A 14,261-nucleotide genomic window follows, 5' to 3' on the forward strand; every position below is an offset into this window, starting at 1 on the left:
CTGGAAAGGGAATGCGCCGTCAGGCTTTCCGCGCCAGACGCCATATCGCCGCCACATTGCGCGCCGACAGGCTCAGGTTATATTCCGCCTCGTGTAAGGCTTCCGGCAGCGTAACGATATGCGACAAAATCGACAGCGCCGCATCGATACCCTGTTGATACACAACGTGATGATCGTGTTGCAGCCCACCGGCGAGCGCGATAACTGGTTTATGATACCGCTTCGCCACTCTGGCGACGCCAATCGGCGTCTTGCCGCAAATACTTTGGCTGTCCAGCCGCCCTTCTCCGGTAATCACCAGATCGGCATCTTTAACCGCCTGCTCAAGCTGTAGCGTTTCCACGACAATCTCTACGCCGGCGCGTAATTCCGCATTGAGCAACCCTAAAAGCGCGGCGCCCATTCCGCCTGCCGCGCCCGCGCCGGGAGCGTTAATCACCTCACGTCCCGTTGCCTGATAAATATGTCGGCCCCAGTTTTCCAGCGCCGCGTCCAGGGTGTTCACCATTTCCGCTGTCGCCCCTTTTTGTGGGCCAAAGATGGCCGATGCGCCCTGGGGACCACACAACGGATTGTTGACATCACACGCCACGGTTATCGATACCTTACGCAGCAATGGGTGACAACCGGACAAATCGATAGACGCCAGCGCCGCCAGCGCCTCGCCGCCCGGAGAAAGCGAGCGCCCCTGTTTATCGCGCAATATAACGCCAAGCGCCTGCATCATCCCCGCGCCGCCGTCATTCGTCGCGCTGCCGCCAATTCCCAGAATAATACGCTTTACGCCACGCTCCAGCGCCGCGACGATTAACTCGCCGGTGCCGTAGCTGGTGGTATTAAGCGGGTTGCGCAATTCAGGCGAAACGTGATGCAGCCCGGATGCCGCCGCCATTTCAATCACGGCGGTATCGCTATCGCCCAACATTCCCCAGCGCGCGGCCACCGGTTGCCCAAGCGGGCCTTGTACCCACTGGTCAACATAACGCCCGCCGCTGGCCTCCACCATTGATTGTACAGTTCCTTCCCCGCCATCCGCCATGGGCACTTTAACGTAGTCGGCGTCAGGATAAATTTCGCGGAACCCCTTTTCTATCGCCTCAGCGACCGCCATTGCGGACAAACTTTCTTTAAATGAATCAGGAGCAATAACAATTTTCATAGGGATTATCCTGCAAAACCAAAGAAACCGAACATCAGAGTAGAAATAAAGGTAATGGCTAACCCCACCAGCGTTTCATACGGCATTAGCTTTAAACGTTCATGAATTTGCATATTGACGCTGCCGCCCGTCGCGTGGAAAAAGCTGCCGTGCGGCAGATGGTCCAGCACCGTGGCGCCCGCATGGATCATAGCGGCTCCCGCCAGGGCGGAAACGCCAAGTTCAAGTAACGTGGGAGAGAAAACGCCGGACGCCACCGCCGTTCCCGCCGTGGTTGAGGCCGTCGCCATTGACATCATGGCGCCAGACACGGGCGCCAGCAGCCAGGACGGCAATCCCGAAGCGGTGAGGCCATGAATCAGGACATCTTTAAGTTCGGAATTAGCGATAATGCCGGCCAGCGTACCGGTTCCCAGCAACATAATAGCGACAGGCGCCATACGCATCAGACCGGCGACCATGTACTGGTTACAGTGGCGCGCGCGTCCCATCAACAGCAGACCGACCAATCCCCCTACGGGCAGGGCAATTAACGGGTCAATGGAAATGCCGGCAAACGGACGGAGAGAAAGCAGAAAAATAGCGACCAGCGGCGCGCTAATCGCCACCAGAAAGCCGGGTCTGGCGACGGAGTCATCATGGTGAGTCACTTCATGATCGGCGACGCCCGCGCCTTTATTATTCAGCCGTTTCGCTAACAGATAGGCGATAATAAGCCCAACGATGCCCGGAACCACGCCCGCCAGCATAATAGAGGTAAGAGGAACATGAAACGCATCGGAGGCGGCAATAGCGTTCGGGTTGGGTGACATCACGTTACCCGCTTTGCCGCCGCCAACCATCGCCAGCAGAATAGCGCTTTTTGACAGGCCTGCATTACGCGCAATCGACGCGACGGTAATCACCGCCACATCAATAAATACGCCGACGGCGGTCAAACATAGTGTGGCAATGGCTAATGCCAATAATGCCCGGGTTTCCCCCACTTTGCGGACAATCGTCTCAGCAATCGTATTCGCCGCCCCGGACTCAATTAATACGCCCGCCAGTACGCCTGCGGCCAGAATACGCAATACGGCATTAACGATACCCTGCGCGCCTGACACCATCAACGACACGGTTTGCAGAAGATCGGCGCCGCCAATCAAACCGCCGACCAGCGCGCCCGCCATCATGCCGTAGGCTGGCGACACTTTTCTTAAAATTAATACGATGGCCACAACCAATGCGGCAATGGCTCCCAGGGTGGATATCGACGTCATATACTGCGCCTCCTTTAACATGGAGCGCGCAGTATGGAAAAACCCGCCTAAAAATCCGCTGGAGCTTTCAACAAATTTCGATTCGACCTGGCAGCGGTAACTTGTCGGACGGTACAGATTCGGCCTGGAGCTCCATACCGATATAAAGCCAAAGCGTACTTTTTAACTCGTTGATTTTTATGTGCGTAATATCCTCACAGCGCTGTAAGCGATAGCGCAATGTATTCACATGAATATGCAATGCTTTGGCCGTTTGCGTCAGGTCACAATTATGTTCAAACCAGGTCCGCAGCGTCTGTTGCAATACGCCTTTCGCGTCATGTTGCGCCAGTTGCAGCCACAGACGCGATAACTCCTGCACTTGCCAACTTTCAGACAGCCCGCTTAGCAGCGCGGGAAGCGCGTGATCATGATAAAAAATGTACTGGCTGCGCAGCTTTTGTCTTTTCGCCATCGCCTGCGTGGCTCTCGCAGTGAGCAAAGATCGGTGCAATCCCGTCTCGCCGGCAAAATAGCCCCCAACCAAAATACGGCTAAATCCCGATGATGCAGCCCATGATTTAAAAATCTGCAATTCGCCCATTTCCTGGCGGGTATTCCACTTTCCCTCTTTTAACGTGATAGGCTTAATAATGATTAATTCATTAAATTCGGTAAACGTCACCAAATGGTTACGCGCGTGATTCTCGAAATAATCCATTACATTGCGCAGCGCTTCGCGATCCGGCTGGGAAAGTTCAATAATCAGCACCACTCTGGGAACCGCCAGATCAATACCCAGATAGGCCGCCATGGAGCGCAACGACTCTGTTGAATTTTCTCGCAAAATCAATTGGTTGATCAGCTCTTCGCGATAACGTTTATCCCATTGTCGCTGTTCGATCAGCACCATATGCTCGATCACCAGCTCCGCCGCCATTTTAACCAGCTCGGCATACGCGCGAACCTCCTCCGGCTCGCCGGTAATGCCGACCACGCCGATAAGCTGTTCATGAAAAGAGATGGGAAGATTAATGCCGGATCGCACGCCTTTAAGCTGATTGGCGGTAGCGGAATCAATTTCTACAATACGGTTTTCCTTCAGCGCCAGAATGGCCCCTTCGTGACGCTGGCGAAGCCGCGAAGGTTCGCCAGACGCGATAATGACGCCATGCTCATCCATGACGTTTACCGAGTAAGGAATAATTTTCATGGCTCGCTGTACAATTTGCCGCGCGGTATACCCTTTCAAGTAATGTTTTCTCAACACACTCATTCCCTGTTTCGTTATCGCTTCACATTAAAAAAACAATCTCGCATCAATGATGTCACTTATTAACGAATTTCTCAGAAGAATGCTTAGGCTAAGTCACCAAATTTTGGCGGCTTTACAGCGAGAATTTTGTAGGTTCCGACAATAAAAATGCCGCAACACGGTGCGGCATTAAAAAAAAGAGCGGCTTTCTAAGCGCTTGTCCCTCATCAGGCGTGCGCAAAATGGCGGCAGGGCACTATGATGTTGTTCACGCTTTACAACTTTTGTACAGACCGCTCAGGATGAGGTATCCGTCACCTGACCATCCGGCCAGGCATGGACAACGGCTTTAATCAGCGTCGCCAATGGAATGGCGAAAAACACCCCCCAGAACCCCCACAGACCGCCGAAAATCACCACTGACAGAATAATCACCAGCGGATGCAAATTCACCGCTTCGGAGAAAAGTACCGGTACCAGCAAATTGCCATCCAGCGCCTGAATAATCAGATAAACGGCAAAACAGCTCCAGAATTCCGTCCCCAGACCAAACTGAAACAGCGCGACGCCCACCACCGGAATTGTCACCACAAAGGCGCCGATATAGGGGATCAGAACCGAAAAGCCCACCAGTACCGCCAGCAGTAGCGAATAGTTGAGGCCAAACAGCAAAAAACCCAGCCAGGTCGCTACGCCCACCACCACCATCTCCAGCACTTTTCCGCGGATATAGTTGGTGATCTGCTGATTCATCTCATTCCACACCTGCCCCGCCAGCCCGCGATTACGCGGCAGCACGCGGCGCACGGCATTCAGCATCTGCTCTTTATCTTTTACCAGGAAAAAGACCATCAGCGGCACCAGCACCAGATATACCGCCAGCGTCAGTAGCCCGACTAACGAAGCCAGCGAATACTTCACCACCGAATCGCCCATGTTAAGCATCCGGGTACGCATGTTTTCCGCCATCGCATCAATAATGCCCGCATCCATCAGCGCCGGATAGCGTCGCGGCAAGGTCGCGGCGAAATCGGACAGTTTATTCAGCATACCGGGCATATCACGAATCAGGTAAATACCCTGCTGCCAGGCAATCGGCATCACCACAAACGCCATTAATAACAGAATGCCGACAAAAAGGATAAGGACAATGGAGGCTGCCCAGCGCCGGGAACAGCCAATCGCCTGCAGGCGCGCCGTCGGCCACTCCAGCAGGTAGGCCAGTACGATAGCGACCAGCAGCGGCGCTAACAGGCCGCTAAAGAAAAAGAGGATGCTAAAACCAGCCACCAGAATGACCAGCAAGGCAATCGCCTCCGGGTCGCTGAAGCGACGGCGATACCATTGCATTAACATTTCGAGCATAAAACCCTTCCCAGAACTCAACTGCGGGATTGTGATGCCGAATTGTATCGAAATGTCACAAAAAAGACTTCGCTTTTTATCGTTGATTCAGGAAACTAAAATAGTGAGTCTGTGCTCATCACAGTTACACTTATGAAGTGTCGGAGCGTGGAACGATATTTCACGACGTTGGTCAAAGGGCTATCTCAAAACAACAGGATAGAGGTTATGTTCAGGCAGTTGAAAAAAAACCTGGTGGCAACCCTCATTGCAGCATTGGCTCTCGGTCAGGTCGCGCCCGCATTTGCCGACCCTGCCGACACGCTGCCCGATATGGGAACCTCGGCAGGAAGCACGCTTTCTATCGGACAAGAGATGCAAATGGGCGACTTTTATGTGCGCCAGCTACGCGGCAGCGCGCCGTTAATCAACGATCCGCTGCTGGTGCAATACATTAACGCGCTGGGTATGCGTCTGGTCTCGCACGCCGACTCCGTCAAAACGCCCTTCCATTTTTTCTTGATCAATAATGACGAAATCAACGCGTTCGCGTTCTTTGGCGGCAATGTGGTGCTGCACTCGGCGCTTTTTCGCTACGCGGATAACGAAAGCCAGCTAGCTTCAGTCATGGCGCATGAAATCTCCCACGTGACGCAGCGCCATCTGGCGCGCGCGATGGAAGATCAAAAGCGCAGCGCGCCGCTTACCTGGGTGGGCGCGCTGGGTTCCATTTTGCTGGCCATGGCCAGCCCACAGGCCGGTATGGCGGCGCTAACCGGTACTCTGGCGGGAACGCGCCAGGGAATGATAAGTTTCACCCAGCAAAATGAGCAAGAAGCCGACCGTATTGGTATTCAGGTACTGCAACGCGCCGGATTTGACCCACAGGCGATGCCCTCTTTCCTCGAAAAACTGCTCGACCAGGCGCGTTACTCCACGCGACCGCCTGAAATTTTGCTCACTCACCCCTTACCGGAAAGCCGCCTTGCGGATGCCCGCAACCGTGCCAACCAGATGCGCCCGGTTGTGGTGCAATCTTCCGCCGACTTTTATCTCGCCAAAGCGCGCGCCCTGGGAATGTACAATTCCGGACGTAACCAGCTCACCAGCGACCTGCTGGATCAGTGGTCTAAAGGCAACGTGCGTCAGCAACATGCGGCGCAATATGGCCGGGCGTTGCAGGCGATGGAAGCGAGCAAGTACGATGAAGCGCGCAAAACGTTGCAGCCGCTATTAAGCGCGGAACCGAACAATGCCTGGTATCTTGACCTCGCCACCGATATTGACCTGGGGCAGAAAAGAGCCAACGACGCGATTAATCGCCTGAAAAATGCCCGCGATCTGCGCGTTAATCCTGTGCTGCAGTTAAACCTCGCCAATGCGTACCTCCAGGGAGGCCAGCCGAAAGCGGCGGAAACCATTCTGAATCGCTACACCTTTAGCCATAAAGATGACGGTAACGGCTGGGATCTGCTTGCTCAGGCCGAAGCCGCGCTGAACAACCGCGATCAGGAGCTGGCGGCGCGCGCTGAAAGTTATGCGCTGGCGGGACGACTGGATCAGGCAATTTCACTGCTCAGCAGCGCCAGCGCCCAGGCAAAACTGGGTAGTCAGCAACAGGCGCGTTACGATGCGCGTATCGACCAGTTGCGCCAGTTACAGGAACGCTTCAAGCCATACACGAAAATGTAATCGCCGTTTATTAGCCGGATGGCGTCACAAGGAGAACTCATGACCGACACGATTAAAATCTACCATAACCCGCGCTGCTCGAAGAGCCGCGACACGCTGAACCTGCTGAAATCTAACGGCGTGGAACCGGAAGTGGTGCTTTATCTGGATACGCCCGCCGACGCCGCCACCGTGCGGGAACTGCTGCGTATGTTGGGCATGTCCAGCGCACGCGAACTGATGCGCCAGAAAGAAGATCTCTATAAGACGCTTCACCTGGCGGATAGCCAGCTAAGTGAAGAGGCGTTAATCCAGGCGCTGGTTGAACACCCTAAACTGATGGAGCGCCCCATTGTGGTGGCAAATGGTCAGGCGCGCATTGGCCGACCGCCTGAGCAGGTGCTGGACATCCTCGGTTAACCGTTGAACGCCGCCGTCGCGGCGTATTACAGTTTCAGGATCTCTTTGACAAACGGGATCGTCAGTTTTCGCTGGGCAGTGATCGACGCATGATCGAGCTGATCCAGCGTCATAAACAGCGTGCGCATTTCGCGATCAAGACGTTTGAGTAAAAACCGCCCGACATCTTCCGGCAGTTCAAACCCCCGTAACCGGGCGCGCAACTGTAGCGCCTGAAGTTTGTCTTCATCAGAAAGAGGCTGGAGTTTATAGATTTGCCCCCAGTCCAGACGGGAAGCGAGATCGGGCAAGCCCAGATTTAACTGTCTTGGCGGACGATCGCCGGTGATCAATAACCGCGTCTTACCGGACTCCAGAATGCGGTTATAGAGATCAAAGATCGCCATCTCCCACAGTTCATCGCCAGCGACACACTCAATGTTATCAATACACACCAGCGAGAGGTGTTCCATACCGTCGAGCACTTCCGGCACGAACCAGGTACGTTTATCGAGCGGGACGTAGCCTACCGCATCTCCACGCTGCGACAGTTCAGCGCAGGCGGCGTGCAGTAAATGGCTGCGGCCCGCGCCTTCACGCGCCCAAAGGTAGATATATCCACTATGTTCCTGGCGCAACACGTTTTGTAACGCGGCCAGTAGAGAGGCGTTATCCCCCGGCCAGAAACTTGCGAAAGTTTCGTCGTCAGGAAGATAAAGTGGCAAAGAGAGCTGTGCCGGTGTGTTCAGAGATACCTCAACCCAGGATGACATAAAATCGCGCTGAGTTTACCACATAATTCCCGTGAGATAGAACCGGGCAGCATCGCTGCCCGGCAACCCGTTACTGATGCGGAGGCTCCGCATCATTTGCCTCCAGTACCACTTCTTCCGGACGCAACAGGCTAATCAGTTTAAAAATCAGGCTCAGGCAAATCCCGACGATGGTCGCCAGCGCCATCCCTTTCAATTCTGCCGCGCCGATATGCACTTTCGCGCCGCTCACGCCGATGATCAAAATCACCGAGGTGAGGATCAAGTTTTGCGCTTTGTTGTAGTCGACTTTTGATTCGATCAATACGCGAATCCCCGACGCGCCGATAACGCCGTACAACAGCAGCGAGACGCCGCCCATCACGGGTAACGGGATAATCTGAATCGCCGCCGCCAGTTTGCCGACGCAGGAAAGCAGAATGGCGAAAATCGCCGCGCCGCCGATAACCCAGGTACTGTAGACGCGGGTGATCGCCATGACGCCAATATTTTCCCCATAGGTGGTATTCGGCGTGGAGCCGAAGAAACCGGAGACGATCGTCGACAGTCCGTTAGCGAACATCGAGCGGTGCAAACCGGGATCGCGCACTAAATCTTTTTTGACGATATTCGCCGTCACCACCAGATGACCGACATGCTCGGCGATCACGACCAACGCCGCGGGCAGAATCGTCAGGATCGCGAACCATTCAAAACGCGGCGTATAGAAGGTCGGCAGCGCAAACCAGTGCGCCTGGGCAATCGGCGTGGTATCGACCACCCCCAGCGCGAATGACAGCGCATAGCCTGCCAGCACGCCGATCAAAATCGGAATGATCGCCAGGAAACCGCGAAACAGTACGGAGCCGAACACCGTCACCGCCAGCGTGACCATGGAGATGATAATTGTTTTCGTGTCCGGCGACTGCCCTTGCGCAGGCAGCAATCCAGCCATCCCCGCCGCGACGCCAGCCAGCTCCAGACCGATGACGGCAACGATTGCGCCCATTGCCGCAGGCGGGAACATCACATCCAGCCAGCCGGTGCCCGCTTTTTTAACGATGAAAGAGACCAGACAGAACAGCACGCCGCACATAATAAAACCGCCCAGCGCCACTTCATAACCCAACGGCAACAGCAGTAGTACCGGGGAAATAAAGGCAAAGCTCGATCCGAGGTAGGCCGGAATTTTACCTTTGCAGATAAAGAGATACAGCAACGTTCCGATACCGTTAAACAGCAGCACCGTCGCGGGGTTGATATGAAACAGAACTGGCACCAGCACGGTCGCGCCAAACATGGCGAAAAGGTGCTGTAAACTAAGCGGGATTGTCTGTAAAAGCGGCGGTCTTTCACTCACCCCGATAGCACGGCGCGTCATAGTGTTTTCCTCTAAGTGTGTTTGTTATGAGTTGTTTTATTCAAAAAAAAGCCGACTCTTAAAGTCGGCTTTTAATTATTTATTCACTTATTTGGTACCAAAAATCTTATCGCCGGCATCGCCAAGCCCCGGAATAATGTATCCGTGCTCGTTAAGCCCCTGATCGATAGAGGCGGTGTACAGTTCAACGTCCGGGTGCGCTTTTTCCAGCGCCGCAATGCCTTCCGGCGCGGCGACCAGCACCAGCACCTTAATGCTGCTACAGCCTGCTTTTTTCAGCAGGTCGATGGTCGCGATGACAGAACCGCCGGTCGCCAGCATCGGGTCGACGATCAGCGCCATGCGCTCATCAATGTTCGATACCAGTTTCTGGAAATAAGGTACTGGCTCAAGCGTCTCTTCGTTACGGTACATCCCGACTACGCTGATACGCGCGCTCGGTACATTTTCCAGAACGCCTTCCATCATGCCCAGACCCGCGCGCAGAATCGGCACAACGGTAATTTTTTTACCTTTGATCTGGTCGATTTCCACCGGGCCATTCCAGCCTTCGATGGTGACTTTTTCCGTTTCCAGGTCGGCTGTCGCTTCATACGTCAGCAGGCTGCCTACTTCTGAGGCGAGTTCACGAAAGCGTTTAGTGCTAATGTCGTTTTCACGCATCAGACCCAGCTTGTGTTTGACGAGTGGGTGTTTGACTTCCACGATCTTCATACTCTTCTCCTATCCTCAGATGACTGGCAACCACAAAAAAAATCGCCGGATTATACCGCTTTTCCTCTCTGACGCAACACAATGTATGCTTGACCTGGATCAACCAAAAGCGCAGATAGCGGAAAAGTGAGTATAAATCACTCACGTTGAAACAGGCGATAAAGGCTAACAACCGTTTGAATCTTAGCAATTTTAAGGATGAATGGCCTGTCCCGACCGCCTGTCGTAAACCAAGTGCTGGATATCCTTTTCTTTTTTACCAACAGAGAAATTTTCAAGCAGCGACCGAAACCATGCCAAAAAAATCGTCCGGATATCCAGGGCGCAGACCACGCTCGCAAACGTTTGCTTTCCCTGTTAGAATTGCGCCGAATTTAACTTTTACCGCAAGAAAAAACGTGGGGAACCAGGCAGTGACCGATAAGACCTCTCTTAGCTATAAAGATGCCGGCGTCGATATTGATGCGGGTAACGCTCTGGTTGATCGAATCAAAGGCGTAGTGAAGAAAACTCGCCGCCCGGAGGTTATGGGCGGTCTGGGCGGTTTCGGTGCGCTGTGCGCGTTGCCGCAAAAATATCGTGAACCGGTACTGGTTTCCGGCACTGACGGCGTAGGCACCAAACTTCGCCTGGCGATGGACTTAAAGCGTCACGACGCTATCGGTATTGATCTGGTGGCGATGTGCGTAAACGATCTGGTCGTTCAGGGCGCGGAACCGCTGTTTTTCCTCGATTACTATGCCACGGGTAAACTGGATGTCGATACCGCCGCCAGCGTGATCAACGGTATTGCCGAAGGCTGCCTGCAATCCGGCTGCGCGCTGGTCGGCGGCGAGACGGCGGAAATGCCGGGCATGTATCACGGCGAAGATTACGATGTGGCGGGTTTCTGCGTCGGCGTAGTCGAAAAATCAGAAATCATCGACGGCTCCCGGGTTGCCGAAGGCGACGTGCTGATTGCGCTCGGCTCCAGCGGCCCGCACTCGAATGGATATTCGCTGGTGCGGAAAATTATTGACGTTAGCGGCTGCGACCCACAAACCACTCTGCTGGAAGGGAAGCCGCTGGCCGATCATCTGCTTGAACCGACCCGTATCTACGTAAAATCGGTTCTGGAACTGATTGAAAACGTCGATGTGCACGCTATCGCCCACCTCACCGGCGGCGGCTTTTGGGAAAATATTCCGCGCGTTCTGCCGGAGAATACCCAGGCGGTAATTAACGAGTCGTCATGGCAGTGGCCCGCCATCTTTACCTGGCTGCAAACCGCCGGTAATGTCAGCCGACATGAAATGTACCGTACCTTTAACTGCGGCGTCGGCATGGTGATTGCGCTCTCCGCTCCGGAAGCGGACAAAGCGCTTGCTCTGCTAAACGAGAAAGGTGAAAACGCATGGAAAATCGGTATCATCAAAGCCTCTGATTCCGAACAGCGTGTGGTTATTGAATAATGAATATTGTGGTGCTGATTTCCGGCAATGGAAGCAATTTACAGGCGATTATCGATGCCTGCGAAGCGAAGAAAATTAAAGGCACCCTCAGGGCAGTATTCAGCAATAAGGCCGACGCGTTCGGCCTTGAACGCGCCAGAGAAGCCGGCATTCCGGCGCAAGCGCTGACTGCCGATCGGTTTGACAGCCGCGACGCCTTCGATCGCGAGTTGATTCGCAAGATAGACGCGTATGCGCCCGATGTGGTCGTGCTGGCCGGTTTTATGCGTATTCTGAGTCCGATGTTTGTCGCGCATTACTACGGGCGTCTGCTGAACATTCACCCTTCCCTGCTGCCAAAATATCCGGGGTTGCATACCCATCGCCAGGCGCTGGAAAACGGCGATGAGGAGCACGGTACCTCGGTACATTTCGTGACAGACGAACTCGACGGCGGCCCGGTCATTCTCCAGGCGAAGGTGCCGGTTTTTGCCGACGACAGCGAAGATGATATCACCGCACGCGTACAGACTCAGGAACATGCGATTTATCCGCTGGTGATTAGCTGGTTTGCGCAGGGGCGTCTAAAGATGCGCGATAACGCCGCCTGGCTGGACGGGCGTCGTCTGCCGCCGCAAGGTTATGCGTCTGACGAATAATACGTCATCGAACAGGACTGTATCTGCTTGCCGGATGGCGGCATAAATGCCTATCCGGCCTACTCTTTTCCCTTCCTTTATGCTATCAGTTTATTGTCATATTTTTCTGGCGCAGTTGGACATTAACGCGTAATGCTCGCCATAATCATCAGGCAGTGTCCCGTGAATAAAACGGAGTATAGGTAGTAATGGGTCAGGAAAAGCTATATATCGAGAAAGAACTAAGCTGGTTAGCATTTAACGAACGCGTGTTACAGGAAGCGGCGGACAAATCCAACCCGTTGATTGAGCGGATGCGGTTCCTGGGAATCTATTCTAATAACCTCGACGAGTTCTACAAAGTGCGTTTCGCTGAACTGAAACGACGTATTATTATCAGCGAAGAACAGGGTTCAAATTCTCATTCACGCCATTTGTTAGGCAAAATTCAGTCCCGCGTGTTGAAAGCAGACCAGGAGTTCGACGGCCTGTACAACGAATTACTGCTGGAAATGGCGCGTAATCAAATCTTTCTGATCAACGAGCGTCAGCTCTCGGTGAACCAACAAAGCTGGTTGCGCCACTATTTTAAGCACTATTTGCGCCAGCATATTACCCCGATTCTCATTAACCGGGAGACGGATCTTGTTCAGTTTTTAAAGGATGATTACACCTATCTGGCGGTGGAGATTATCCGTGGCGACACCATCAACTATGCGCTGCTGGAGATACCGTCCGACAAAGTCCCACGCTTCGTTAATCTGCCGCCGGAAACACCGCGCAGACGCAAGCCGATGATCCTCTTGGATAATATTCTGCGCTACTGCCTGGATGACATTTTTAAAGGGTTCTTCGACTATGACGCGCTTAATGCCTATTCGATGAAAATGACCCGCGATGCCGAATATGACCTGGTGCATGAGATGGAATCCAGTCTGATGGAGCTGATGTCTTCCAGCCTGAAGCAGCGCCTGACCGCTGAGCCTGTGCGCTTTGTCTATCAACGCGATATGCCCGCCGCGCTGGTCGACGTACTGCGGGAAAAACTGACGATCTCCCGGTATGACTCAATCGTACCCGGCGGGCGCTACCACAATTTTAAAGACTTTATTAATTTTCCGAATGTCGGTAAAGCCAACCTGGTCAATAAACCGTTACCGCGGTTACGCCATCTTTGGTTTGATAAAGAGAAGTTTCGTAACGGTTTCGACGCGATTCGCGAACGTGATGTGCTGCTCTATTATCCTTATCACACCTTTGAACATGTGCTGGAACTGCTGCGTCAGGCGTCGTTTGACCCAAGCGTGCTGGCGATCAAAATCAATATTTATCGCGTAGCGAAAGACTCGCGCATTATTGACTCGATGATCCATGCCGCCCATAACGGCAAAAAAGTCACCGTGGTGGTGGAGTTGCAGGCGCGCTTCGATGAAGAGGCGAATATTCACTGGGCCAAGCGGTTAACCGAAGCGGGCGTCCACGTTATTTTCTCTGCGCCTGGGCTGAAAATTCACGCCAAACTCTTTCTCATCTCACGAAAAGAGGGCGATGACGTGGTGCGTTATGCGCATATCGGCACCGGTAACTTCAACGAAAAAACGGCGCGGCTGTATACCGATTATTCGCTGCTGACCGCCGATGCGCGCATTACCAATGAAGTGCGCCGGGTCTTTAATTTTATTGAAAACCCCTATCGCCCGGTCACTTTCGATTATTTGATGGTTTCTCCACAAAACTCACGGCGTCTGCTGTATGAGATGATCGATCGTGAAATCGCCAATGCCCAGCAAGGCTTACCGTCAGGGATTACGTTAAAGCTTAACAACCTGGTCGATAAAGGGTTGGTCGACAGGCTATACGCCGCGTCGGGTTCGGGCGTCCAGGTCAATCTGCTGGTGCGCGGTATGTGTTCTCTTATTCCGCAACTGGAAGGCATTAGCGATAATATTCGCGCGATTAGCATTGTGGATCGCTATCTGGAACACGATCGGGTTTATATTTTCGAAAACGGCGGTGATAAGCAAGTTTGGCTCTCTTCAGCTGACTGGATGACGCGTAATATTGACTACCGTATCGAAGTCGCTACGCCTATCCTCGACCCGCGGCTTAAACAACGCGTCCTGGATATCATTGACATTCTGTTTAGCGACACGGTAAAAGCGCGTTTTATCGATAAAGAACTCAGCAACCGCTACGTACCGCGCGGCAATCGCCGTAAAGTCCAGGCGCAGCTGGCAATTTATGACTACATCAAATCACTCGAGCAACCAGACTAAC

The 14,261-nt window shown here is 53.5% G+C and carries 12 protein-coding genes; 5 read left to right on the top strand and 7 right to left on the bottom strand.

The genetic code is table 11. From position 1 onward, the window contains the following. Window positions 1-19: 19 nt before the first annotated feature. The 4 genes from ACH0VJ_RS14955 to ACH0VJ_RS14970 all read right to left on the bottom strand — a co-directional run bounded on the left by ACH0VJ_RS14955 (window position 20) and on the right by ACH0VJ_RS14970 (window position 5,020). On the bottom strand, window positions 20-1,159 hold the full coding sequence (locus tag ACH0VJ_RS14955; RefSeq protein ID WP_000706376.1) for a glycerate kinase: 1,140 nt from the start codon (window positions 1,157-1,159) through the stop codon (window positions 20-22). A 5-nt stretch (window positions 1,160-1,164) separates the two neighbouring features. After that, on the bottom strand, window positions 1,165-2,421 hold the full coding sequence (locus ACH0VJ_RS14960) for a GntP family permease (RefSeq protein WP_079833546.1): 1,257 nt from the start codon (window positions 2,419-2,421) through the stop codon (window positions 1,165-1,167). Window positions 2,422-2,488: 67 nt separating this feature from the next. Next, a complete protein-coding gene (locus tag ACH0VJ_RS14965; protein ID WP_001533732.1) occupies window positions 2,489-3,676 on the bottom strand; it encodes a sugar diacid recognition domain-containing protein in 1,188 nt (395 codons plus the stop codon). A 276-nt stretch (window positions 3,677-3,952) separates the two neighbouring features. Continuing rightward, on the bottom strand, window positions 3,953-5,020 hold the full coding sequence (locus ACH0VJ_RS14970) for an AI-2E family transporter (RefSeq protein WP_000892057.1): 1,068 nt from the start codon (window positions 5,018-5,020) through the stop codon (window positions 3,953-3,955). Between the two features lie 207 nt (window positions 5,021-5,227). Here ACH0VJ_RS14970 and bepA point away from each other — a divergent pair, with 207 nt between their 5' ends. Together bepA and arsC are read left to right on the top strand one after the other, a co-directional pair. After that, window positions 5,228-6,691 carry a beta-barrel assembly-enhancing protease gene (bepA, locus tag ACH0VJ_RS14975; protein WP_000489631.1) on the top strand — a complete coding sequence of 488 codons (1,464 nt, stop codon included), beginning with the start codon at window positions 5,228-5,230 and terminating at the stop codon, window positions 6,689-6,691. A 39-nt stretch (window positions 6,692-6,730) separates the two neighbouring features. Further along, the gene (arsC, locus tag ACH0VJ_RS14980; RefSeq protein ID WP_000132650.1) at window positions 6,731-7,090 is read left to right on the top strand and encodes an arsenate reductase (glutaredoxin); all 360 of its coding nucleotides are present in this window, start codon (window positions 6,731-6,733) and stop codon (window positions 7,088-7,090) included. A gap of 26 nt (window positions 7,091-7,116) precedes the next feature. Here the strand turns inward: arsC and ACH0VJ_RS14985 are convergent, their stop codons facing one another. The 3 genes from ACH0VJ_RS14985 to upp form a co-directional block, all read right to left on the bottom strand. Continuing rightward, window positions 7,117-7,818, bottom strand: a complete 702-nt coding sequence (locus ACH0VJ_RS14985; protein ID WP_061835882.1) for a DnaA inactivator Hda — start codon at window positions 7,816-7,818, stop codon at window positions 7,117-7,119. 94 nt (window positions 7,819-7,912) lie between these two features. Continuing rightward, window positions 7,913-9,202: a uracil permease gene (uraA, locus tag ACH0VJ_RS14990; protein ID WP_000198343.1), complete on the bottom strand. Its 1,290-nt coding sequence runs from the start codon at window positions 9,200-9,202 to the stop codon at window positions 7,913-7,915. A gap of 87 nt (window positions 9,203-9,289) precedes the next feature. Further along, the gene (gene upp, locus ACH0VJ_RS14995) at window positions 9,290-9,916 is read right to left on the bottom strand and encodes a uracil phosphoribosyltransferase (RefSeq protein WP_000706208.1); all 627 of its coding nucleotides are present in this window, start codon (window positions 9,914-9,916) and stop codon (window positions 9,290-9,292) included. Between the two features lie 413 nt (window positions 9,917-10,329). Here upp and purM point away from each other — a divergent pair, with 413 nt between their 5' ends. The 3 genes from purM to ppk1 all read left to right on the top strand — a co-directional run bounded on the left by purM (window position 10,330) and on the right by ppk1 (window position 14,260). Further along, entirely contained in the window at window positions 10,330-11,367 is a 1,038-nt protein-coding gene (gene purM, locus ACH0VJ_RS15000) for a phosphoribosylformylglycinamidine cyclo-ligase (RefSeq protein WP_000130477.1), read from the top strand. Further along, complete coding sequence (gene purN, locus ACH0VJ_RS15005) at window positions 11,367-12,005, top strand: phosphoribosylglycinamide formyltransferase (protein WP_001028589.1); 639 nt, start codon at window positions 11,367-11,369, stop codon at window positions 12,003-12,005. The genes purM and purN overlap by 1 nt, the downstream gene beginning before the upstream one ends. A 188-nt stretch (window positions 12,006-12,193) precedes the next feature. Beyond that, entirely contained in the window at window positions 12,194-14,260 is a 2,067-nt protein-coding gene (gene ppk1, locus ACH0VJ_RS15010; protein ID WP_000529555.1) for a polyphosphate kinase 1, read from the top strand. The last annotated feature ends 1 nt before the right edge of the window (window position 14,261 follow it).

The organism is Salmonella sp. 2020_1459, assembly GCF_043847915.1.
Lineage (GTDB): Bacteria > Pseudomonadota > Gammaproteobacteria > Enterobacterales > Enterobacteriaceae > Salmonella > Salmonella enterica.